The organism is Dechloromonas sp. A34 (assembly GCF_026261605.1).
GTDB lineage: Bacteria > Pseudomonadota > Gammaproteobacteria > Burkholderiales > Rhodocyclaceae > Azonexus.
The window spans coordinates 4,550,685-4,572,589 of record NZ_CP102486.1 but is presented as its reverse complement, the minus strand read 5'-3'; the positions used below and the strand labels follow the sequence as shown (position 1 = coordinate 4,572,589).

26 protein-coding genes are annotated in these 21,905 nt (G+C 64.9%); 16 read left to right on the top strand and 10 right to left on the bottom strand.

Annotated features, from left to right (window positions below):
• Positions 1-10 precede the first annotated feature (10 nt).
• Genes def through NQE15_RS22725 form a run of 4 tightly spaced genes read left to right on the top strand, consistent with a single transcriptional unit; the run spans position 11 to position 2,505 of the window.
• A complete protein-coding gene (gene def, locus NQE15_RS22740) occupies positions 11-532 on the top strand; it encodes a peptide deformylase (RefSeq protein WP_265945047.1) in 522 nt (173 codons plus the stop codon).
• Between the two features lie 9 nt (positions 533-541).
• Positions 542-1,213: an alpha/beta hydrolase gene (locus tag NQE15_RS22735; RefSeq protein ID WP_265945045.1), complete on the top strand. Its 672-nt coding sequence runs from the start codon at positions 542-544 to the stop codon at positions 1,211-1,213.
• Positions 1,210-1,821 (top strand): 3'-5' exonuclease, encoded by a 612-nt coding sequence (locus tag NQE15_RS22730; RefSeq protein WP_265945043.1) that lies wholly within the window; start codon positions 1,210-1,212, stop codon positions 1,819-1,821. The genes NQE15_RS22735 and NQE15_RS22730 overlap by 4 nt, the downstream gene beginning before the upstream one ends.
• A 39-nt stretch (positions 1,822-1,860) precedes the next feature.
• Complete coding sequence (locus tag NQE15_RS22725) at positions 1,861-2,505, top strand: YceH family protein (protein ID WP_265945041.1); 645 nt, start codon at positions 1,861-1,863, stop codon at positions 2,503-2,505.
• Positions 2,506-2,510: 5 nt separating this feature from the next.
• On the opposite strand, the gene NQE15_RS22720 is transcribed toward NQE15_RS22725, so the two are convergent.
• The 5 genes from NQE15_RS22720 to NQE15_RS22700 form a co-directional block, all read right to left on the bottom strand.
• Positions 2,511-3,182, bottom strand: coding sequence for an SIMPL domain-containing protein (locus NQE15_RS22720; RefSeq protein WP_265945039.1), 672 nt, complete (start codon positions 3,180-3,182; stop codon positions 2,511-2,513).
• On the bottom strand, positions 3,179-3,673 hold the full coding sequence (locus NQE15_RS22715) for a hypothetical protein (RefSeq protein WP_265945037.1): 495 nt from the start codon (positions 3,671-3,673) through the stop codon (positions 3,179-3,181). Before NQE15_RS22715 ends, NQE15_RS22720 begins: the two co-directional genes overlap by 4 nt.
• A gap of 5 nt (positions 3,674-3,678) precedes the next feature.
• Positions 3,679-3,930, bottom strand: coding sequence for a GlsB/YeaQ/YmgE family stress response membrane protein (locus NQE15_RS22710; protein ID WP_265945035.1), 252 nt, complete (start codon positions 3,928-3,930; stop codon positions 3,679-3,681).
• Positions 3,931-4,014: 84 nt separating this feature from the next.
• Entirely contained in the window at positions 4,015-4,377 is a 363-nt protein-coding gene (locus NQE15_RS22705; RefSeq protein WP_265945033.1) for a hypothetical protein, read from the bottom strand.
• A 16-nt stretch (positions 4,378-4,393) separates the two neighbouring features.
• Entirely contained in the window at positions 4,394-5,716 is a 1,323-nt protein-coding gene (locus NQE15_RS22700; RefSeq protein ID WP_265945032.1) for a DEAD/DEAH box helicase, read from the bottom strand.
• Between the two features lie 86 nt (positions 5,717-5,802).
• On the opposite strand from NQE15_RS22700, the gene pncC reads away from it, so the two are divergent.
• Entirely contained in the window at positions 5,803-6,303 is a 501-nt protein-coding gene (gene pncC / locus NQE15_RS22695; protein ID WP_265945030.1) for a nicotinamide-nucleotide amidase, read from the top strand.
• Between the two features lie 14 nt (positions 6,304-6,317).
• Here pncC and NQE15_RS22690 read toward each other — a convergent pair whose 3' ends face one another.
• From NQE15_RS22690 to ubiB, 3 genes are all read right to left on the bottom strand, one after another.
• Positions 6,318-6,758, bottom strand: coding sequence for a DUF302 domain-containing protein (locus NQE15_RS22690; protein WP_265945028.1), 441 nt, complete (start codon positions 6,756-6,758; stop codon positions 6,318-6,320).
• Between the two features lie 91 nt (positions 6,759-6,849).
• The gene (locus NQE15_RS22685; protein WP_265945026.1) at positions 6,850-10,128 is read right to left on the bottom strand and encodes a DEAD/DEAH box helicase; all 3,279 of its coding nucleotides are present in this window, start codon (positions 10,126-10,128) and stop codon (positions 6,850-6,852) included.
• 6 nt (positions 10,129-10,134) lie between these two features.
• On the bottom strand, positions 10,135-11,655 hold the full coding sequence (gene ubiB / locus NQE15_RS22680) for a ubiquinone biosynthesis regulatory protein kinase UbiB (RefSeq protein ID WP_265945025.1): 1,521 nt from the start codon (positions 11,653-11,655) through the stop codon (positions 10,135-10,137).
• A 256-nt stretch (positions 11,656-11,911) separates the two neighbouring features.
• On the opposite strand from ubiB, the gene NQE15_RS22675 reads away from it, so the two are divergent.
• Genes NQE15_RS22675 through NQE15_RS22660 form a run of 4 tightly spaced genes read left to right on the top strand, consistent with a single transcriptional unit; the run spans position 11,912 to position 16,414 of the window.
• Positions 11,912-13,426: a sensor domain-containing diguanylate cyclase gene (locus NQE15_RS22675; protein ID WP_265945023.1), complete on the top strand. Its 1,515-nt coding sequence runs from the start codon at positions 11,912-11,914 to the stop codon at positions 13,424-13,426.
• A 9-nt stretch (positions 13,427-13,435) separates the two neighbouring features.
• Positions 13,436-13,945, top strand: coding sequence for a DNA-deoxyinosine glycosylase (locus NQE15_RS22670; protein ID WP_265945022.1), 510 nt, complete (start codon positions 13,436-13,438; stop codon positions 13,943-13,945).
• A 48-nt stretch (positions 13,946-13,993) separates the two neighbouring features.
• Positions 13,994-15,757 (top strand): arginine--tRNA ligase, encoded by a 1,764-nt coding sequence (gene argS / locus NQE15_RS22665; RefSeq protein ID WP_265945020.1) that lies wholly within the window; start codon positions 13,994-13,996, stop codon positions 15,755-15,757.
• A gap of 21 nt (positions 15,758-15,778) precedes the next feature.
• Entirely contained in the window at positions 15,779-16,414 is a 636-nt protein-coding gene (locus NQE15_RS22660) for an SPOR domain-containing protein (RefSeq protein ID WP_265945018.1), read from the top strand.
• Between the two features lie 33 nt (positions 16,415-16,447).
• On the opposite strand, the gene NQE15_RS24130 is transcribed toward NQE15_RS22660, so the two are convergent.
• Complete coding sequence (locus NQE15_RS24130; protein ID WP_416336491.1) at positions 16,448-16,783, bottom strand: hypothetical protein; 336 nt, start codon at positions 16,781-16,783, stop codon at positions 16,448-16,450.
• 41 nt (positions 16,784-16,824) lie between these two features.
• On the opposite strand from NQE15_RS24130, the gene NQE15_RS24125 reads away from it, so the two are divergent.
• From NQE15_RS24125 to trmB, 5 genes are read left to right on the top strand one after another with little or no spacing between them, the layout of a single operon-like run.
• Positions 16,825-17,061 (top strand): DsbA family protein, encoded by a 237-nt coding sequence (locus tag NQE15_RS24125; protein ID WP_416336490.1) that lies wholly within the window; start codon positions 16,825-16,827, stop codon positions 17,059-17,061.
• The gene (locus NQE15_RS22650) at positions 17,062-17,832 is read left to right on the top strand and encodes an SDR family oxidoreductase (RefSeq protein WP_265945015.1); all 771 of its coding nucleotides are present in this window, start codon (positions 17,062-17,064) and stop codon (positions 17,830-17,832) included.
• Positions 17,833-17,836: 4 nt separating this feature from the next.
• Positions 17,837-18,040, top strand: a complete 204-nt coding sequence (gene thiS, locus NQE15_RS22645; protein ID WP_265945013.1) for a sulfur carrier protein ThiS — start codon at positions 17,837-17,839, stop codon at positions 18,038-18,040.
• 15 nt (positions 18,041-18,055) lie between these two features.
• Positions 18,056-18,838 carry a thiazole synthase gene (locus NQE15_RS22640; protein ID WP_265945011.1) on the top strand — a complete coding sequence of 261 codons (783 nt, stop codon included), beginning with the start codon at positions 18,056-18,058 and terminating at the stop codon, positions 18,836-18,838.
• Positions 18,835-19,566, top strand: coding sequence for a tRNA (guanosine(46)-N7)-methyltransferase TrmB (gene trmB / locus NQE15_RS22635; protein WP_416336489.1), 732 nt, complete (start codon positions 18,835-18,837; stop codon positions 19,564-19,566). Before NQE15_RS22640 ends, trmB begins: the two co-directional genes overlap by 4 nt.
• Positions 19,567-19,569: 3 nt before the next feature.
• Here the strand turns inward: trmB and NQE15_RS22630 are convergent, their stop codons facing one another.
• A complete protein-coding gene (locus NQE15_RS22630; protein WP_265945009.1) occupies positions 19,570-20,340 on the bottom strand; it encodes a PEP-CTERM sorting domain-containing protein in 771 nt (256 codons plus the stop codon).
• Between the two features lie 227 nt (positions 20,341-20,567).
• Here NQE15_RS22630 and NQE15_RS22625 point away from each other — a divergent pair, with 227 nt between their 5' ends.
• Both NQE15_RS22625 and NQE15_RS22620 read left to right on the top strand, forming a co-directional pair.
• A complete protein-coding gene (locus NQE15_RS22625) occupies positions 20,568-21,479 on the top strand; it encodes a recombination-associated protein RdgC (protein WP_265945007.1) in 912 nt (303 codons plus the stop codon).
• Positions 21,479-21,868 (top strand): YchJ family protein, encoded by a 390-nt coding sequence (locus NQE15_RS22620; RefSeq protein WP_265945005.1) that lies wholly within the window; start codon positions 21,479-21,481, stop codon positions 21,866-21,868. The genes NQE15_RS22625 and NQE15_RS22620 overlap by 1 nt, the downstream gene beginning before the upstream one ends.
• Positions 21,869-21,905: the final 37 nt, after the last annotated feature.

The window sequence follows — 21,905 nt, the reverse complement described above, 5'->3', positions numbered from 1 at the left end:
GGATACCGCGATGGCTGTCAGACCTCTGTTGCGCATGGGCGATCATCGCCTGCTCGAGGTGGCGAAACCGGTCGTCGACTTCGCTACGCCGGCCCTGGCCGGCTTGATCGAGGACATGTTCGACACCATGAATGCCGCCGGCGGCGTCGGCCTGGCCGCCCCGCAGATCGGTGTCGGGCTGCAGGTCGTGATCTTCGGTTTCGAGAACAGCGAACGCTACCCGGAGGCCGAGGCCGTGCCGATGACCGTGCTGCTCAATCCCGTGATCACGCCGCTCTCCGATGAAGAAGAACTGGGCTGGGAAGGCTGCCTGTCGGTGCCCGGCCTGCGCGGCGAAGTGCCGCGCTGGGCGCGCATCCGCTACCAGGGCTTTACCTCGCAGGGCGAGACCATCGACCGCACCGTAGAAGGCTTCCACGCCCGGGTCGTCCAGCACGAATGCGACCACCTGATCGGCAAGCTCTACCCGATGCGAATCCGCGACATGGCCCGCTTCGGCTTTACCGATGTACTCTTCCCGGAATTGGCGTAGGAGAATCCAATGAGCGAACTGTTGCAGGGCATCGAAATCGAGCATGGCGGCAAGCCGCAATATGCGGTGATCTGGCTGCACGGCCTGGGTGCCGACGGTTCGGACTTCGTGCCGGTGGTACCCGAACTCGGGCTGGCCGAAGCGCCCGGTGTCCGCTTCATCTTCCCGCATGCGCCGGAAATGCCGGTCACCTGCAACGGCGGCTACGTGATGCCGGCCTGGTACGACATCATTTCGCTGGACAGCACCAGCCGCAAGATCGACGAGGCCGGCATCGTCCATTCGCGGGCCGCCATTCGCCAGCTGATCGCCCGCGAAAACGCTCGCGGCATTCCCTGCGCCAACATCTTCCTGGCCGGCTTTTCGCAAGGCGGCGCGGTCGCCTACACAACGGCGCTGACCCACCCCGAGCCGCTGGCCGGGATCATCGCCCTGTCGACCTATCTGCCCTCGGTGGCGCTGGTCGAACGCGAAGCCACCGCAGCCAACCGGGCGATCGCCATCTTCGGCGCCCATGGCAGCCAGGACGACGTGGTGTCGCCGACGCTCGGCCGGCAGGCCCGCGACTTCATGCTGCAGCGCGGCCATGCCGTCGACTGGCAGGAATACCCGATGCCGCATTCAGTCTGCATGGAAGAAGTCGAAGCGATCGGCGACTGGCTGCGGGGGCGGCTGGCGTGAGCGATGTCGTGATGAGCCGGGCCGAGCTGGGCACGGCCGACCTGCCGCTCTACCAAGGCATCGGGCTCGATCAGGTGACGCTGGTCGAGTCGGAAGCCCAGGCCGCCGAGGCGCAGGCGGCGCTGATGGCGAGCGATGCGATCGGCTTCGACACCGAATCGAAACCGACTTTCCTCAAGGGTGAGGTGTCGACCGGGCCGCACCTCGTGCAACTGGCCAGCGACCGCCACGCCTGGCTGTTCCCGGTATCCCGCGCCCATGGCAACACGGCGCTGAAGGCCATTCTCGAGTCGCCGCAGGTGCTGAAAGTCGGCTTCGGCCTCGGCAACGACCGCAGCGCGCTGAAGGCGCGGCTCGGCGTGACGCTACAGAACGTCCTCGATCTCGGCGAAACCCTGCGCGGGCCGGGGCATCGCGGCACGGTGGGGGCCAAGGTGGCGGTCGCCCACTTCTTCGGCCAGAAATTCCAGAAATCCAAGAAAACCGGCACCAGCAACTGGGCCAGTTCGCGGCTCAACGAGCGCCAGGTGCTCTACGCCGCCAACGATGCTTACGTTGCCTTGCAGCTTTACCGGGCCTGGCTGCGCAGCCAGGGCACGCCGGGCTGATCCCCTTTCACCACCGCCTCATTCAGGAAAAACCGTTTCATGGCTGACATCCCTACCCTCTCCCTGCTCGAAACCCGCGTTCTCGGCACCCTGGTCGAAAAACAGCGCACGGTGCCCGACACCTATCCGCTGTCCGTCAATGCGCTGGCCGCCGGCTGCAACCAGAAGACCAGCCGCAACCCGGTGCTCGAGGCGAGCGAGGCGGAAATCCTGGAAGCCCTGGCCACTCTCAAGGAAGCCCGGCTGGTCGGCGAAGTCAGCGGCGGCCGGGTGGTGCGCTTTGTTCATCACATTGAAAAGGGGCTGGGCGTGCCGACCCAGGCCTCGGCCCTGCTCACCGTGCTCATGCTGCGCGGCCCGCAGACCGCCGGCGAACTGCGCCTGAACTGTGAGCGCCTGCACAAGTTCGTCGATATTTCCTCGGTCGAGGCCTTCCTCGAAGAACTCGCCGCCCGTCCCGACGGCGGCCTGGTGGTGGAACTGCCGCGCCTGCCCGGTTCCCGCGAAAACCGCTGGGCCCATCTGCTGAGCGGCATGCCCGACCTCGAGGCGCTGACCACGGTGCGCAGCGGTGGGGGTAGCCGCGAAGTCGAGGAACTGCGCGGCCGGGTCGAATATCTCGAAGCCGAGGTCGGCGAACTGCGGACCTTGCTGAATCAGCTGCGCGCCGAACTCGGCGGCTAAACGACCTAGTCGGCCAGCTCGATCTGGCCGCTGACCGTGGTCGTCACCAGGCTTTCGCCGGCCTCCAGCGGCAGCGGCGCCGTCTCGGCGGCCATTGCACGGCTGGCCTTGAACATCGGCATCGGCGGCTGGCGGCCGCTCTGCTGGATGTTGAGCTGCTTGATGCGATAGGGCTTGCCGAAGGTGTCGGCGACCAGCTTGGCGCGCCCCTGGAAGGCGCGGATCGCCTCGCGCGTCGCCTCGTCCTCGGCCGCCCGGCGGGTGGCCGGCGACGGCTGCTGGGCGAGGTTGCCGATCGCCAGACGCATCTGCTGCAGCTTGCCGAGCAGTTCGGAAACGGCGGCCTGATCCGTTGATTCGAGCACGATTTCCGAACGCATCCGCCAGTTTTCGATCTTCTGGTTCTGACCATAGACCGGATAGGTGTGCTGCTGGCCGCTCTTGGCGGCGACCCCCGGCTTGGCCTTGATCAGCTTCAAGGCCTCGGCGATGTCCTGATTGACCCGCTTGGCCAGTTCGGCCGGGTTGCTGCCGCTGACTTCGGCATAGACCGTGGCGCTGACCTGGTCGTTGGCGGCGGGCAGGCTGGCTTCGGCGCTCAGTTCGATGGTGGTGCCGGCCTGGGCGCCGAGGGCGAGCAGGCTGGCGGCGAACAGGGCAAGGATAGTTTTCGTCATGGCTTATCGTTCCGGCCTTCCAGTTGGTTGATGAGGTGCTCGCAGTCGGCGATGTGGCGCAAGGCGACGCTGCTCACCGACCAGTAACCGATGCCGGCGGCGAGCAGTTGTCCGGCAATCGGCACCAGGCGCGAAGCCTCCATGGCGGTCAGGCGAATGCCTGCCGTTCGCAAGATGCGCCCGAGCAGCGCCGGTGTCGTCAGCCGTGCCGCCAGCGTTCCGCCGGTACCGGCCAGCAAGCCATAGATCAGGGTCCGGCGCTGGCCGCTCAGGCGGTCGATCTGCAGCTCGTCGAGGCCGAATTCGGTGTTGATGCGGCGGATCAGGCGGGTCATCACAGCGAGGTCAGTCGCCAGATCGATGCCGGGCAGTGGAATCAGCGAGCTGGCAGCCGCCAGCAGGGCGCGTTGCCGGGCCATGGCCCGGCATTCCCGGCGCAGGCTGGCGCCCGGTTCGGTGGCGGACTGGGACCAGGTGCTGGCGTGTCCCATCGACTCTAGCGGCCGCCGCCGCGCAAGCGGCCATAGATGAACAGCAGCAGGATGGCGACGATCACCGAGGCAATGAAACCGGCGCCCTGTCCGGCCTGGTACCAGCCCATGAACTGGCCGATCATGCCGGCCAGGAAGGAGCCGGCAATGCCGAGCAGGATGGTGGCAATGAAGCCCATGCTGTCCCGGCCCGGATGCAGCAGCTTGGCAATCACTCCGATGACGAAACCCAGAACAATGGTCCAGACGATACCCATGGCCGCTTCTCCGAGAAGTGAATCTGCATCTTAGAGCAGGCGACGGCCAGCAAGTTTGAAAAATTGTCAGGATCTGTAACGCGGCTAAAACAGTTGCCGGTGGCGGAAAGCCCCGGGGGCGTGTGACAGCAGGGTCGACAGCGCCAGCACCAGCCAGAAGATCGCCAGCGCCCAATCCGGCTGCCAGGCCATCAGGCCGACCAGCAGCAGTTTGACGAGGACGCCGAAGCCGGCCACTTCGCGGAGGTGGGCCGGGTTGGCCCAGGTATCGATGCTGAACATGGCCAGGCCGGAGAAGAAGGTGATGGCCGCGCCCAGCCCGGTGTGGCCGGCGCCGAGCAGGCTGGCGCCGAGCAGCACGAGGCCGCCCAGATGAACGGCGCGCAAGGCGAGGTTGAGCCAGCGTTTGCCGGGGAAGTCGCGGATCGCGGCGCGCTGGCGGGGCATAGCTTTGGCGTCCGAGTCAGCGGCCGCGCGGCTTGCCGGCTGGTTTGGCGCCCGGTCGACTGGCGGGGCGGCGGGCCGGCTTGGCACCGCCTTCGTCGAAGCCGACCCAGTTGCCGGGCACGCCCTTGGCCGAGCGGCCGCCGCCGACCTTGGGCTTTTTCGGCTTCTTGGCGACGGCCGGACCGGCGCCGGTCAGCGGCACGCGGTGATCAGGTTCGAATCCCGGTTCCTCGTCGCGCTCCAGCGTCTTCTTGGTCAGCGTTTCGATGGCGGCGAGCAGCGGCGCCTCGTCGGCGCAGACCAGCGAAATCGCTTCGCCGCTCGCCCCGGCCCGGCCGGTGCGGCCGATGCGGTGGATGTAGTCTTCGGCGACGATCGGCAGGTCGAAATTGACTACCTGCGGCAGGTCGTCGATGTCCAGTCCGCGCGCCGCGACGTCGGTGGCGACGAGGATCTGCACTTCGCCGGCCTTGAAGCTTTCCAGCGCCCGCAGGCGGGCCGGCTGGTTCTTGTCGCCGTGAATGGCATCGGCCGGGATCTTCTTGGCCTGCAGCGTCGTCACCAGTTGCTCGGCGCCCTTGCGGGTCTTGACGAAGACCAGCACCTGGCCCCACTTGCGGCTTTTCAGCAGGTGCAGGAAGAGTTCCGGCTTGCGCTTCTTGTCGACCGGCACCACCCACTGCTTGACGCTCTTGGCCGCCGTGTTGCGCGGGCTGACTTCGATCGACAGCGGGTCGCGCAGCCGGCTCTTGGCCATGCTGCGGATTTCGTCGGAGAAGGTGGCCGAGAAGAGCAGAGTCTGGCGCTGCTTGGGCAGGGCGGCGAAGACGGTGGCCAGTTCCTGGGCGAAGCCGAGGTCGAGCATGCGGTCGGCCTCGTCGAGGATCAGTGTCTCGACCTGCTTGAACTTGACGGCATTCTGGCGGAAGAGATCGAGCAGGCGGCCGGGGGTGGCGACCAGCACGTCCACGCCGCGGCGCAGGCGCATCATCTGCGGGTTGATGCTGACCCCGCCATAGGCGGCGTAAGTGCTGAGCGGCAGGTGTTCGCCGTACTGGCGGAAGCTGGCATGGACCTGCTCGGCCAGTTCGCGGGTCGGCACCAGGACCAGGGCGCGGATCGAATTGCTCGCCGCCTTTTCGCCCGCACTCAGGCGCTGCAGCACGGGCAGCGCGAAGCCGGCGGTCTTGCCGGTGCCGGTCTGCGCCGCCGCCATCAGGTCGCGCCCGGCCAGCACGGCCGGAATGGCCTGCGTCTGGATCGGCGTCGGCGTCTGGTAGCCCAGGGTCTCGAGCGCCTGGAGTAAGGGGGCGGCAAGGCCGAGGGAAGCGAAAGTCATGGTGTTTTGGCGGAGCGGAAAGTGCGGAGTTTAACCGTTTCGCCGGCCCATCTTGGTGCCGGCATGGCCGGTGTAAGATTCAAGGCATGAATGAACTCGAGATCCTCGCCCAGGAACTGGGTAGCGCCCTGCTGGCGCGCGGCGAATGGCTGGCGGTCGCCGAATCCTGTACCGGCGGCTGGCTGGCCCAGTCGGTGACAGCGATCGCCGGTAGTTCGGGCTGGTTTGACCGCGGCTTCGTGACCTATTCGAATGCCGCCAAGCTCGACATGCTGGGCGTGCCGGAAACCACGCTCGACCGCCATGGCGCGGTCTCCGAGGCGACCGCCCGGGCCATGGCGCAGGGTATGCTGGCCCACAGCCGGGCCGACTGGGCAGTGGCGATCACCGGCATCGCCGGGCCGAGCGGCGGGTCGCCGGAAAAACCGGTGGGCACAGTCTGCTTTGCCTGGGCCGCGAAAGACGGTGGTTGCGAGGCACAGACCTGCCACTTCGCCGGCGATCGTGGCGCCGTGCGCGAGCAAGCGGTGCGTCATGCCTTGACGGGTTTGCTGCAGCGCCTGGCGGCGTCGCCCTTGATCGCCTGAGGCCTTGGCGACCGTCAGCGCCCAGCTTCGGCCGCGATTTCCCTGAGCAGCGGTTCGACCAGCTTGGCGGCACCGCCTTGTGGCTTGCGGTAGGCAATCCAGGTGGTGTTGGTCTCGCCGGGCAGCGTGTAAATTGAAATGGCGAAGGGGCAGAGCACGATGTTGTGCGGGTCGGCCTCCATCATTTTTCGCGACAAGCTGGCCGAGCAGAATTCGATGATTTCCGCATGCTCGTATATCTGTCGGCTGGCGCCGATATCGGCGCCGGTCCGCTGCAGCATGTCGCCGATATGCGAGGTGTAATTGACGACCAGGCCGCGATTCTCGACGGCCATGACGATGGCGTCCCGGGCATCAACGAACGGGCTGGCCAGCTTTTGCCGGACCATCCACTCGTCGGAGGAGACGGCGCCGACGCTCAAGGCCAGCGCGGACAAGATCAATAGGCGGCGCATGTTCGCTCCTGCATCAGTATTCGCTAATGCAACTGATTGTACCCGCTTTGCCGCAATCCACGATCGCGGCTAACCCGCACGCAAACCGCGTTTAGTCGGGCAGCGGTTCGAAGAGGGCGGCCAGATCGTCGGTGCCGAACTTGACTTCGACGCCGTGGTCGTCGGAGAGGATGCCGGCGGCCAGTTCGGCCTTGCGTTCCTGCAGGGCGAGAATCTTTTCCTCGATGCTGCCGCTGACGATCAGCTTGTAGACGAACACCGGCTTGTCCTGGCCGAGGCGGTGGGCGCGGTCGGTGGCTTGGTTCTCGACCGCCGGGTTCCACCACGGGTCGTAGTGGATCACGGTGTCGGCTGCGGTCAGGTTGAGGCCGACGCCGCCGGCCTTCAGGCTGATCAGGAAGATCGGCACGTCGCCGTCCTGGAAGCGGCGGATCGGCGTTTCGCGGTCGACGGTGTCGCCGGTCAGCGTGACGTAGGCGATGCCGAGCTTGTCGAGTTCGCCCTCGATCAGGGCCAGCATGCTGGTGAATTGCGAGAAGACCAGGATGCGCCGGCCTTCATCGACCAGCTCCGGCAGCATGGCCATCAGGAGGTCGAGCTTGGCGCGTTCCTTGACCTTCTTGGCGGCATTGGCCTTGACCAGGCGCGGGTCGCAGCAGACCTGGCGCAGCTTCAGGAGAGCATCGAGGATGACGATCTGGCTGCGCGCGAAACCCTTGCTGGCGATTTCGTCGCGGACCTTGGCATCCATCGCAGCGCGCACCGTCTCGTAGAGGTCGCGCTGGCTGCCTTCGAGTTCGACGCTGCGCACGATGATGGTCTTCGGCGGCAGTTCCTGGGCGACGTCTTCCTTCTTGCGGCGCAGGATGAAGGGCCGGATGCGGCGGGCCAACAGCTTGCGGCGTGGGACGTCGCCGAGCTTCTCGATCGGCGTCCGCCAGTGGCGGGTGAATTGCTTGCTGGTGCCGAGAAAGCCGGGGAGCAGGAAGTCGAACTGGCTCCATAGCTCGCCGAGGTGGTTCTCGAGCGGCGTGCCGGTCAGACACAGGCGGTGGCGGGTATCGACCTTGCGCACGGCTTCGGCGCTGCGGCTCTGGGCATTCTTGACGGTCTGCGCCTCGTCGAGGATCAGCAGGTGGTAGCTGTGCTGCATGAGCTCCTCGGCATCGCGCCAGAGCAGCGGATAGGTGGTCAGCACGACATCGTGGGTGGGGATTTCGGTGAACCGCGTCTTGCGTTCCGGGCCGTGCAGCGAGAGCACCTTGAGCGAGGGGGCGAAGCGTGCCGCCTCGTTCTTCCAGTTGAAGATCAGCGAGGTCGGCAGGACGATCAGGGCCGGCTTGTCGAGGCGGCCGCCTTCCTTTTCGAGCAGCAGGTGGGCCAGGGTCTGCGCCGTCTTGCCGAGGCCCATGTCGTCGGCGAGGATGCCGGAGAGGTTCTGTTCGCGCAGGAACTGCAGCCAGGCGAGGCCTTCGCGCTGGTAAGGGCGCAGTTCGAGGCAGAGGCCGGCCGGCGGCACGATGTCGACGATACCCTGGGCGGCCTGCAGGCGTTCGGCCAGGGCGAAGACGTCGCTCTGGCCGCGGAACTGCCAGCGGCTGACATCGGTCAGCTCGGCCAGGCGCGGCGCGTCGAAACGCGACAGGCGCAGCGTGTCGCCGCCGGTGAAGCCGTCGAAAAGGTCGATCAGCGTCGCGGCCAGCGGCTTGACGCGGCCGGCCGGGACGCGCAGGCGCTTGCCGCTCGCGGTGTGCAGTTCGACCCCTTCGTCGTCGGGGATGCGCTCCAGTTCGGCGGTTTCCAGCCAGCGCGGGTCGCGGCGGAAGAGGCTGGCGAGGAGCGGGGCCAGCGGCAGGCGTTCGCCGTCGACGATGATGCCCATGTCGAGATTGAACCAGCCGCCGTCGGACTCGTAGAGGTCGGCTTCCCAGCCGTCGACCTCGATCACGTGGTGGCGGAAGTCTTCCGGGAACTCGATCTGCCAGCCGGCCGCCTTCAGCTGGGCGGCACCATCCTGCATGAAGGGCGCCCAGGCTGCCTCGCTGGCCAGGCCGTAGATGCCTTCCGGCGGACTGCCGAAGGTATAGAGGATATTGCCCGAAATTTTCTGCATGCCGCTGTCGACCAGGGCTTTCAGGGCGCGGGCTTCGGCCTCCGGGCGGCGCTTCAGGCGCACCGTCTCGCCCTCCGGCAGGGTGATGAATTCGCTCTTTTCCTCGGGCCGGATGTCGGCGTCGGCATAGCGGAAAATGACCCGGGCGACGTCGAACGGGCCGCCGTTGAAGCTCTGCGGGTAGCCGCGCCAAGCGCGCTGGCCGTGGGTGTGCAGGGTTTCGAGCTGAAGGACGGCAATCAACGGCGCCTCGACCAGGCGCAGCCGGGCGCTGGCGTCCTCGGCCGGCAGCGGCAAGTCGGGGGCGAGTTCGGTCAGGGCATCGGCGACCAGGGCCGCTTCCTTGGCCGAGAGCGGGGGCAGCGAGAACAGCCGGGTGATCACTGCCGGATTGCCAGATACTTCAAGGGGGCCGGTTTCGCCTTCGCCGAGATCGAGATACCAGGGCGGATCGACTGCGATGATCATGCCGGCCGACGGTTCCGGCTTCAGGTAGGGGCGCTGGAAGCCCATGCCGTCTATCTGCCAGCCGATGCTCGCCGGGCGCGTGGCGCCGGCGTTGAGTGGCAGGCCGAGGTCGTCCTCGGGGTAGAGGCGATGGCTGGCCGCCATCCGCTGCAGGATTTCGGCGCCGTGTTTCGGGCCCAGCCCGAAGGCGCGCAGGCCGGTTTCGTGGTCGCGCTCAGCCCAGATCAGGCGCAGGATGCCGAGATCTTCCTCGGTGACGAACTGCGGCGGGGTGACCAGGGCGCGATCGACTTTCCACCATTCATCGGCGCTCTCCGGGTATTTGCCCTTGCGGATCTCGATGCCGAAACGGCGCTGGTCGGCCGTCCATTTCAGGATATAGAACAGCTGCTGGCGGGCGCCGGCCGGACGCGCCTTCTTCTTGGCGACGGCGACCGAGACGCGGCGCAGGTCCTCGGCCCAGGAGAGCACGCTGGTGCTGGCCCGCTCGCTCGGGTTGCGCTCGGCGATGGCCTTCAGCAGCATCGCCGCGACATGCTTGCAATGGCGGCCAACGGTGCAGGTGCAGCGGCTGACGAGCATCGTCTCGCCGCTCTGCGACTGGCTCAGATAGGCCTGGGCGAGGTAGGGGCTGCGGGCCGAGCCGGGGATCACCGCCTGCATCTGGCTGCCGGTGATTTCGAGATCCTGGACCAGGTCGACGTAGGGCCGGGCCTTGTTCAGTTCGCGGGTGGCGAACCAGTCGGCGACGTTTTCCTCGGTAAAGCTGGTGAGCGTGACAGCAGCCATCGTCGGTCAGGAAAAAAGGGCGCTGATCAGCAGGGCGAGCAGCACGGCAATGATGGCCAGCCAGCGGTTCTGCTGCTGCTGGGCGGCAATCAGGCGTTCGAGCTGGGGTTGGGGGTCGGCCTTGGCCGGCTGGTCGAGCGCCTGATGGATCAGGCGCGGCAACTGCGGCAGGCTGCGGGCGAGATAGGGGACTTCCTGCTTGAAGGTCTTGACCAGGCCGCGCCAGCCGATCTGCTCGCTCATCCAGCGCTCGAGGAAGGGCTTGGCGGTCTTCCAGAGATCGAGTTCGGGATCGAGCTGGCGACCGAGGCCTTCGATATTGAGCAGGGTCTTCTGGAGCATGACCAGCTGCGGCTGGATCTCGACATTGAAGCGGCGCGAGGTCTGGAACAGGCGGAGCAGGATCTTGCCGAAGGAGATGTCCTTTAACGGGCGATCGAAGATCGGCTCGCAGACGGCGCGGATGGCGGCCTCGAACTCGTCAACCCGGGTCTCCTTGGGCGCCCAGCCGGATTCGATATGGGCTTCGGCGACTCGCTTGTAGTCGCGGCGGAAGAAGGCGAGGAAATTCTGGGCCAGGTAGTTCTTGTCGGAATCCGTCAGCGTGCCGACGATGCCGAAGTCGAGGGCGATGTAGCGGCCGTCGGCATGGACGAAGATGTTGCCGGGGTGCATGTCGGCATGGAAGAAACCATCGCGGAAAACCTGGGTGAAGAAGATTTCGACGCCGGCTTCGGAGAGCTTGGAGAGGTTGATGCCGTCGGCGCGCAGCTTGTCGATCTGCGAGATCGGCGTGCCGGTCATGCGCTCCATGACCATCACGGTCGAGGTGCAGTAGTCCCAATGGACTTCGGGCACGATCAGGAGGTGGGAATCGGCGAAATTGCGCCGCAGTTGCGAGGCGTTGGCCGCTTCGCGCATGAGGTCGAGCTCGTCGCGCAGGTATTTGGCGAATTCGGCGACCACTTCGCGCGGTTTCAGGCGCTTGCCGTCCGACCACAGCGTTTCGAGGAGCAGGGCGAAATTGTCCATCAGCGCCAGGTCGTGCTCGATGACCGAGAGCATGTTCGGGCGCAGGATCTTGACGGCGACTTCATGGTTGCCGTCTTCCGCTTTCAGGCGGGCGAAATGGACCTGGGCGATCGAGGCCGAGGCGACCGGCACCGGGTCGAATTCGGCGAATACCTCGCTGGCCGGGCGGCCGTAGGCTTTTTCGATCTCGGCCAGGGCGAGCGCCGAATCGAAAGGCGGCACGCGATCCTGGAGGCGGGCCAGTTCGTCGGCGATATCGCTCGGCATCAGGTCGCGCCGGGTGGACAGCACCTGTCCGAACTTGACGAAAATCGGGCCGAGGGCCTCGAGCGCCAGGCGCAGGCGAACGGCGCGCGGCGTCGACAGGTCGCGCCAGAATTGCAGGGCGTTGGCGAGGCGGACCAGGCGGCCCGACGGCTCATGTTCGAGCACCAGCTCGTCGAGGCCGAAGCGGCTGGCGACGGAGGCAATCTTGAGCAGGCGGAGGAGGCGCATGGCGGCAGGGCAGGCCGGACGGGTCCGGCTGAAACGGAAACGAGCATGTTAACATGCAGACGGCCGTCCCGGCCCGGTGTTTTCCGCTTTGGGCGACTGTCGATAGGGCCTCGGCCCGGCTTGGCAACGGGTTTTTCGTTAACATGCAAAAGCGATTGCGGATTGGGATAAACTGGCCGCCGGCTGGCCCGGATATCCAATCCAGCGCCACTCAGCACCCTGGGTTGATACCGTTGATCCCTTACCTTCCGCGTCCATGACAGTACAGAAACACCCCTCCGAGATTGCGCGCGAGGCGCTGATGCGACTGGCGGCAAGCCATCTGGCGCCGACCCCGGCCAACTACCAGGCTTGCTACAACGAAATCGCCAACCTGCCCAACGTCGCCCCCTTCCCCGATCAGCCGCTGCGCAAGATTGCCATGACGCTGACTGCCCGGAACGCGGTGCAGGAGCAACAGTTGAAGCGCCTCGATCAGGCCATCGCCCGGCGCAGCTGGCACGGCGTGCAGGGGGCACTGACCGCTTTCATCGCCGCCGCCAAAGACGAAAAAGCCGTTGCGTCCGATGTCGAGCAGGTCCTCTCGCCGGAGTTTTCGACTCGCCTGGCCCGCTTTATCGAGAGCGTGCTGCCGGCGCTGGGTAACGAAAACGAGGGCGTGACCGGGATGCTGGGGGCTTTGCTGCAGGCCCTGCGTCAGCCGCCGGTCGATGTTTCGGTAATCCAGGAGATGTTGGGCAACTACAGCCACCACGCGTTGTTTGCCGCCGAAGAACAGGCCGAAATCAAGGATTCGCTACTCAAGCTGCTGCATCTGATCATCCAGAATATCGGCGAACTCAGCCTTGATGACAGCTGGCTCAAGGGGCAGGTGGATGGTCTGCTGGCGGTCGTCGCGCCGCCGCTGACCCTGCGCCATCTGGACGAGATGGAGCGCCGGCTGCGCGACGTGATGGTCAAGCAGAGCGAGGCCAAGCTCCGTTCGGTCGAGGCGCAGGAAGAAATGCGCCAGATGCTGGCTGCCTTCATCGAACGCCTGGCGTCGATGAACGAATCGAGCACGACCTTCCAGGGCAAGATCGAGGCGAGCGCCCGCGACATCGAGCAGATCAGGAAGGTCGAGGATCTGGCACCGTTGCTGGCCGACGTGATTGCGGCGACCCGTTCGATGGCTGAAGAGACCGCGCAGTCCCGCGAGTTGCTGCAAACTCTGCAGGTCAAGGTGCTGGCTACCGAGGCCGAACTCGTCCAGCTCCATCTCGAACTCGACAGCGCCAGCGCCTTGGCCCGCCATGACCCGCTGACCGACGCACTCAACCGCAAGGGCCTGGACGAGGCGCTGACCCGCGAAATCGCCAGCATGCGACGCAAGGAATCGCCGCTTTCGGTCTGCCTGCTCGATATCGACAATTTCAAGAAACTCAACGACCGCCTCGGCCACGAGGCCGGCGACAATGCGCTGGTGCATCTGGCCAATGTCGCCCGCGACAGCATGCGGCCGACCGATACGCTGGCCCGTTACGGCGGCGAGGAATTTGTCATCCTGATGCCGGATACGCCGATGGAGAGTGGCATCGAGGCGATGACCCGCCTGCAGCGCGAACTGACCCGGGCTTTTTTCCTGTCCGGCAACGAGAAGGTACTGATCACCTTCAGCGCCGGGGTCGCCCAGCTCGCCGCCGACGAATCGGGGGCTGACGCCATCCGTCGCGCCGACCGCGCCATGTACCTGGCCAAGCGTGCCGGCAAGAACCGGGTGATGGGTGCCTGAGCGCCGGTCGTGTCGGTTTTCCATTGTTTTGATTTCGTCGCCCGGGATGACGCCAGGATACTGATTCTCGGCAGCATGCCGGGCAAGGCCTCGCTGGCGGCGCAGGAGTATTACGCCTACAAGCACAATGCCTTCTGGCGCATCATGGGTGATCTGCTCGGCGCCGGACCAGAGCTGCCCTACGCGCAGCGCCTGGCGCGCCTCAAGGCGGCCGGGGTCGCGCTGTGGGACGTGATGGCGGTTTGCGAACGGGCGAGCAGCCTGGATGCCGACATTGTTGGCGCTTCCATCCGGGCGAATGATTTCCCGGCCTTTTTTGCGGCCCACCCCGGCATCCGCCACGTCTTTTTCAATGGAGGGGCTGCCGAAGCCAGTTTCCGGCGCCTGGTATTGCCGGCGCTGGCCGCCCATGATCTGGCGTTGACCCGCCTGCCCTCGACCAGCCCGGCGCATGCCGCATGCAGCTATGCCGAGAAGCTGGCGGCCTGGTCGGCGATTGTTGCACCGCCCAATAACTGAGTCGGGGCAGCGTATAATCGCGGTCTTCAAATTTTTCGCTGCAAATCAATGGCCCACGACGTCAAATCCCAGCTGACCGCCCTTTTGCAAAAGGCGCTGGCCAGTGTTGCGCCGGCTGCAACCGATACGCCGATTCATCTGGAGCGCCCGCGCGATCCGACGCATGGCGACTTTGCAACCAATCTGGCTCTGCAATTGGCCAAGGCGCTGAAAAAGAACCCGCGCGACATCGCCAACCAGCTGGTCGCCGAGCTGCCGACTTCGGTCCTGGTCAGCAAGGCGGAAGTGGCCGGTGCCGGCTTCATTAATTTCACGCTCGACGCCCGTGCCAAGACCAATGTCGTGCGCGCCGTGCTCGGCGAAGCCGAAAACTACGGTCGCTCAATGCTGGGTGGCAGCCTGAAGGTGCAGGTCGAATTCGTCTCGGCTAACCCGACCGGTCCGCTGCACGTCGGTCACGGCCGCGGTGCCGCCTACGGCGCTTCGCTGTCCAATCTGCTGACCTTCGCCGGCTGGGACGTCACCCGCGAGTACTACGTCAACGACGCCGGCCGCCAGATGGACATCCTCGGGCTGTCGACCTGGTTGCGCTATCTCGAACAGCACGGCGTCGTCGTGCCCTTCCCGCCCAACGCCTATCAGGGCGGCTACGTCCGCGACATGGCGGAACAGCTGAAACACGCCCATGGCGACAAGTACGTGCGCGTCGCCGAGGCCGTACTGGCAGGCACGCCGGGGTTGCCGGAAGCCGGCCGGGCCGATGACGAAGCCAAGCGGCAGCGCGAATCGCATCTCGATGCGCTGATCGCCAAGGCCAAGGAATTGCTCGGCCCGGACTGGGATTACGTCCATCAGCATGCGCTGAACGAACAGCTGGCCGACTGTCGCGACGATCTCGAACAGTTCGGGGTGAGCTTCGACGTCTGGTTCTCGGAAAAGGCGCTGTTCGACACCGGGCTGGTCGCCCGCTGCGTCGATCTGCTGGAAAACAATGGCCATCTGTATGTGCAGAATGGCGCCCGCTGGTTCAAGTCGACCGCTTTCGGCGACGAGAAGGACCGCGTCGTCCAGCGCGAGAACGGCCTCTACACCTATTTCGCCTCCGATATCGCCTACCACCTGAACAAGTTCGAGCGCGGTTTCGACAAGGTCATCAACATCTGGGGCGCCGACCACCACGGCTACATTTCCCGGGTCAACGGGGCAATCACCGCGCTTGGTCTTGATGCCAGCAAATTGCAGGTCGCCCTGGTCCAGTTCGCGGTGCTCTACCGCAATGGCCAGAAGGCCTCGATGTCCACGCGTTCCGGCGAATTCGTCACCCTGCGCGAACTGCGCGGCGAAGTCGGCAACGATGCCTGCCGCTTCTTTTATGCGCTCCGGAAGTCCGACCAGCATCTCGATTTCGACCTCGACCTGGCCAAGAGCCAGACCAACGAGAACCCTGTCTATTACATCCAGTACGCCCACGCCCGCATCTGCTCGGTACTCAGCCAGTGGAGCGGCGATCTGCCGGCGCTGGCCGAGGCCGACCTGACCCAGCTCGCCAACCCGCGCGAACTGGCGATTGCTAACAAGCTGGCCGAGTTCCGCGATGTCATCGAAGGTGCTGCCCGCGAACTGGCGCCACACCTGATCGCCTTCTACCTCAAGGATCTGGCCGGCGAGTTCCACGGCTGGTACAACGCCGAGCGCATGCTGGTCGACGACCTGGCGCTGCGCGATGCCCGCGTCGCGCTGGCTATCGCCGTGCGTCAGGTGATCCGCAACGGGCTGGCCATTCTGGGTGTCAGCTGCCCGGAATCGATGTAAGGAAAGGCTATGAGTCGCGACATGAAACCCCGCAAGAGCCAGCCGGCCAGGAAGAAATCCGGGGGCGGCACGCTGATCGGCATGTTCATCGGTCTCGTGCTCGGTGTCGGTATCGCGGCCGGCGTGGTCTGGTATCTCAATAATTCGCCGCTGCCCTTCAACAAGCAGGTGCAGATCAGGCCCGATGGCGGCCCGGCCCACGGCGAAAAACCGGCGCTACCCAACGGTAGCGCCACGCCGAGTCAGCCGATGGCGCTGCCCGGCAAGCCGGGTGATCCAGTGCCGGAAAAACGTTTCCAGTTCTATGACATCCTGCCCGGCAAGACCGACGCGGTGCCGGGCAAGACTGGCAAGCTCGAAGCCGTTAAGGAAGAACCAAAGAAGGACGAAAAGAAGGAAGAGTCAAAGAAGGAAGAGCCGAAAGAGAGCAAGACACCGCTCTTCCTGCAGGCCGGTTCCTTCAGTACGGCGCAGGATGCTGACAACCAAAAGGCCAAGCTGGCGTTTATGGGTATAGAGGCCGTCGTCCAGCAGGTGATGATTCAGGACAAGACCCTCTACCGCGTTCGGGTCGGCCCCTACACGAAGATCGATGAATTGAACAAAGTCCGTGCCGAACTTGCCAAGTCCGGCATCGAAGCTCAGCTTTCCAAATAGGAGTCACGCATGAAATTTGCACGTCGCAGTTTTCTAGGTGCCGCCATGGGCGGTGCCCTGACCGTCGCCCTGCCGTCTTTCGCCCAATCTGCCGGCAAGGATTACACGCCGATCTCTCCGGTGCAGCCGACCGAGGATGCCGGGAAGATCGAAGTTCTGGAATTCTTCAGCTACGGTTGCCCGCACTGCGCCGAGTTCAATCCGCTGGTCGTCGCCTGGGCCGCCAAGCTGCCGGCCGACGTCGTCTTCAAGAAGGTGCCGATCACCTTTGGCCGGGCGGCCTGGGCCAACATCTCCCGCCTCTATTACACGCTGGACATCACCGGCGATCTGGCTCGTTTGGAGAGCGAAGTCTTCAAGGCCATCCACGTTGAACGGGTCAATCTGTTCGACGAACGCACGCTGACCGAGTGGGTCGCCAAGAAGGGCGTCGATACCAAGAAGTTCGCCGACACCTTCAAGTCCTTCGGGTTAACAGCAAGGTCAGCCGTGCCGACCAGATGGCGCAAGCCTACAAGGTCCAGGGCGTGCCGGCGCTGGCGATCGATGGCAAGTTCATGGTTGGCGGCCAGGGTTTCAACGAGCAGCTGGCGATCGCCGACAAGCTGATCGTCAAGGCGCGCAGCGAGAAATCCGGCAAGAAATAATTGACGCTGAAGGTCTTCATTACGGGCGCCTCGTCGGGTATCGGCGAGGCGCTTGCCGTTTACTACTCCGCCCAGGGTGCATCACTTGGCCTGGCGGCGCGTCGCGCCGAGTTTCTCGAAGACCTCAACCGGCGGCTCGGCAGCCGCCATGCCTGCTATCCGCTGGACGTCTGCGATGCCCCAGCCCTGCATGCGGCGGCGGCCGATTTCATCGCCCGCTTCGGGGCGCCGGACATCATCATCGCCAATGCCGGCGTCTCGGCCGGCACGCTGACCGAGTGTGAGGAAGATCTGGCCGTCTTCCGGCGGGTCATGGATACCAACGTCTACGGCATGGCCGCGACCTTCGCGCCGTTCATTCCGGCGCTCAAGGCGGCGGGTGGTGACCGAAGACTAGTCGGTATCGCCTCGGTCGCCGGCATCCGCGGCCTGCCCGGCGCGGAAGCCTACTCGGCCTCGAAGGCTGCGGCCATTGCCTACCTCGAAAGCCTGCGTCTGGAAATGCGGCCCTACGGTATCAAGGTGGTGACCATCGCCCCGGGTTACATCGAGACGCCGATGACTGAGATCAATCCCTACCCGATGCCCTTCCTGCTGCCCGCTGACCGAGCGGCTGAACGCTTTGCGGCGGCCATCGAGCGCGGCACCAGCTATGCCGTTATTCCCTGGCAAATGGGCCTCGTCGCCAAGCTGCTGCGCGGCCTGCCCAACTGGCTCTACGACCGCCTGTTCACAAGCGCCCCGCGCAAGCCGCGCGGCTTGCTAAAATAGCCCGATGCCAGAAATCAAGATCAACGGCGAAATCCGCCAGATTCCCGACGCGCTGACCATTTCCGGGCTGATCGATCAGCTCGGCTATGCCGGCAAGCGCATCGCCGTCGAACGCAACGGCGAAATCGTCCCCAGGAGCCAGCACCCGACCACCGTGCTGGCTGCGGACGACCAACTCGAAATCGTCGTCGCCGTCGGCGGCGGCTGAACCGGAGAACACTCCATGCATCAACTGACTATCGCCGGCAAGGCGTACCGTTCCCGTTTGCTGGTCGGCACCGGCAAATACAAGGATTTCACCGAAACCCGCGCCGCCATCGACGCTTCGGGGGCCGATATCGTTACCGTCGCCATCCGCCGCACCAACATCGGCCAGGACGCCAGCCAGCCCAACTTGCTCGAGGCCATTCCTCCGGCGCAATTCACCATCCTGCCCAACACCGCCGGCTGCTACGCGGCCGACGATGCGGTGCGCACCTTGCGCCTGGCGCGCGAACTGCTCGACGGCCATCCGCTGTGCAAGCTGGAAGTACTGGGTGACCCGAAGAGTCTATTCCCGAACATGCCGGAAACCCTGAAGGCCGCCGCGACGCTGGTCAAGGAGGGTTTTCAGGTCATGGTCTACTGCTCGGACGACCCGATTCAGGCCAAGATGCTGGAAGAGATCGGTTGTGTCGCGGTGATGCCGCTGGCCTCCCTGATCGGTTCTGGCATGGGCATCCTGAATCCGTGGAACCTGCGCCTGATCATCGACCAGTCCAAGGTGCCGGTGATCGTCGATGCCGGCGTCGGCACCGCCTCCGATGCCGCGATCGCCATGGAACTCGGATGCGACGGCGTGCTGATGAATACCGCCATCGCCCATGCCAGGAACCCGGTGCTCATGGCCCACGCCATGAGAAAGGGCGTCGAGGCTGGGCACGAGGCCTATCTGGCTGGCCGCATGCCGCGCAAGCTGTACTCGGCCGACCCCTCGTCGCCGACTTCCGGATTGATCGGCTCGTGAGCGGCGCGCCGTTGATCGAAGCCGGTGTCGAAGGCGATGGCACCTATCTCGAAGGCCGTGAAGGCTGGGGTCACATCAAGAGCTATGTCCGCCGCGCCGGTCGCATGTCGTCGGCCCAGGAAAACTACTACGCCGAGATGATGCCCAGGATCGGCCTGGTCTATGCGCCGCAACCGGTCGATCTGAATGCCGTTTTCGGCCGCGACAACCCGAAAATCCTCGAAATCGGCACCGGCATGGGGGAAACCACCGCCAAGATCGCCGATGCCAACCGCGACAACGATTACCTCGGCGTCGAAGTCCATGTCCCCGGCGTTGGTGCCCTGTGCAAGCAGATCGCCGAGCGCGACCTGAGCAACCTGCGGATCTGTCAGCACGACGCCGTCGAAGTGGTGCGCGACATGCTGCCGGAAGCCTCGCTCGATGGCGTCCATGTCTTTTTCCCCGACCCCTGGCACAAGGCTCGCCACAACAAGCGCCGGCTGATTCAGGCGCCCTTCGTCGCCCTGCTCGCTTCCAGGTTGAAGCCCGGTGGCTACTTCCATTGCGCCACCGACTGGGAAGAGTACGCTCACCAGATGCTGGAAGTGCTCTCCGGCGAACCGACCCTGGTCAATTCAGCCGACGGCTTCGCGCCGCGCCCCGACTATCGCCCGCTGACCAAGTTCGAGAACCGCGGCCTGCGGCTCGGCCACGGGGTGTGGGATGTGATCTTCAGGAAGGCTTGAGCGTTACCCGCTGATTTGGACGGATTGCTTTCGGCGGCGCAGCCCGACCAGGCCGAGTCCGCCCAGCGCCGTCAGCATCAGGCTGGCCATGGCCGGTTCGGGTATCTGATTCAGGCTGGCGATGCCCGGTTCGGGAAGCTGATTGACGACCAGGAAGTCCTGAAAGGCGGCGGCCCCGACTTGGCCAGCCGATCGGCCGCTGACATAGAGATCGAACGAATAGTTCTCGCTGCCGAAGACGCCATCGATGTGGTTGAGCAGTGAATTGGTCGCGCCGAGCAGGCTGCCGTTGGTGCCCGGCACTTTTCGAACCAGGCCATTGTTGAGGTTCGACTGCAATCCGGCGATTGTCGGATTGTCGTCGGCAACGATTTCCCATAAAGCCAGTTGGAAGGCGGCGGCATTCAGGTTGCCCTGGCTGCCGGGTAGCAAGGTGCTGCTATAAGCCTCCGAGTAGAGTTCGCGGATGAAGCTGGCCTTCGGCTGGCCAAAGATGCTTTCCAGGGAGTTCGAGCCATAGCTTTGGTTCGCACTGGAAGACCATTCCCAGGGATCGATGCAGAACGCCAGCAAAGACTTGCTGTTGTCGATCAGCAGGGTTTGTAAGCCGGCCCAGTAATTGGCCGATCCGGCGGCGATCGGCAGAACCAGCCCGCCAGTCGCCAAACCGTTGCCAAGCCCGGTTTCCGCGATCATCACCGCGTTGGCGGGGGCTGACAGCGATGCCAGGCAGGTCGCCGCGACGAGAATGCCTTTCCTGAGTACTTTTTTCATGAGGCTGCCCTGAGTTGTCGATTGGTATGGTTCGGAGGATAGGGGCGACCCCTGGATTAGCCAGTGAAATTCCTCACGCTTTCAGAGATTTGCCATGCATCGGCGCAATCACTGTTGATCCTTGGCGGTGAGCCGCGATGCGGCCAGCCGGCCGGACTGCTAAACTCTCGTTCCTCTTGGTCCGGCCTGCCTGCTGCGCCGGACACCAATTCACCGGAAATTCAAATATGTGGTTCAAGAACCTGCAGCTTTACCGTTTACCGACGCCGTGGAACATCGAACTCGCCAAGTTCGAGGAACTGCTGGCCCGTGGTCCCTTCGTCAAATGCCCGAGCAACCAGCCGATGAGCCGGGGCTGGGTGTCGCCGCGCCGCGATGGCGCGCTGGTCTTTTCCCTGGGCCGGCAGTGGATGATCGCGCTGTCCATCGAGCAGCGCCTGTTGCCCTCGTCGGTGATCAATGAGGAAGTCAAGGAACGGGCCGAGGCGATCGAGGCCCAGCAGGGCTACGCGCCGGGCCGCAAGCAGTTGAAGGAACTACGCGAGCGCGTCACCGAGGAATTGATGCCGCGCGCCTTCACCCGGCGCCGCACGACCTACGTCTGGATCGATCCGCAGGCCGGCTGGTTCTGCGTCGATGCGGCAAGTGCGGGCAAGGCTGAGGAGGTCATCGAACATCTGCGTCACTGTCTCGACGATTTTCCGCTGACCATGCTCCACACCCAGATCTCGCCGCAAACGGCGATGGCCGACTGGCTGGCCGGCGGCGATGCACCGGCCGGGTTTACCATCGACCGCGACTGCGAACTGAAGGCAGTCGGCGAGGAAAAAGCCGCCGTGCGCTACGTGCGACATCCGCTGGGCGATGAAGTCAGCGGCGAGATCAAGGCCCACCTGGCTGCCGGCAAGTTGCCGACCAAGCTGGCCCTGACCTGGGACGACCGGATCTCCTTCGTCCTCGGCGAGAAACTGGAAATCAAGCGCCTGGCCTTCCTCGACCTGCTCAAGGAAGAGGCCGAAAAGAGCGCCGAACGGGCCGACGAGCAGTTCGACGCCGATTTCGCGCTGATGACCGGCGAACTGGCGCGCTTCCTGCCGCAACTCGTCGAAGCGTTGGGCGGCGAAGTCGTCGCCGAATAATGACGCTTTGCCCCTGCGCCAGCGGCCAGCCGTACGCCGCTTGCTGCGCCCGACTGCATGCCGGAGCAGAACCGGCGGCGACGGCCGAAGCCCTGATGCGTTCGCGCTACAGCGCCTATGTCCTGGGGCTGGAGGCTTATCTGCTGGCGACCTGGCATCGATCAACCCGACCAGCCGCGCTGCATCTGGCCGACGAGGTGGGCACCAAATGGCAGGGTCTGGCGGTCAAACGCCATCAGGCGCTCGACGAAACCCACGCCGTCGTCGAGTTCGTCGCCCGCTACCGGGTCGCCGGGCGCGGCCATCGGCTGCATGAGATCAGCAATTTCGTCCGCGAGGATGGCTGCTGGTTTTATGTGGACGGCAACCTGAATGGCGGCGCTGCCTGATCAAATCTGCCGATTGCTACGATCGCGGCTTGTTTGC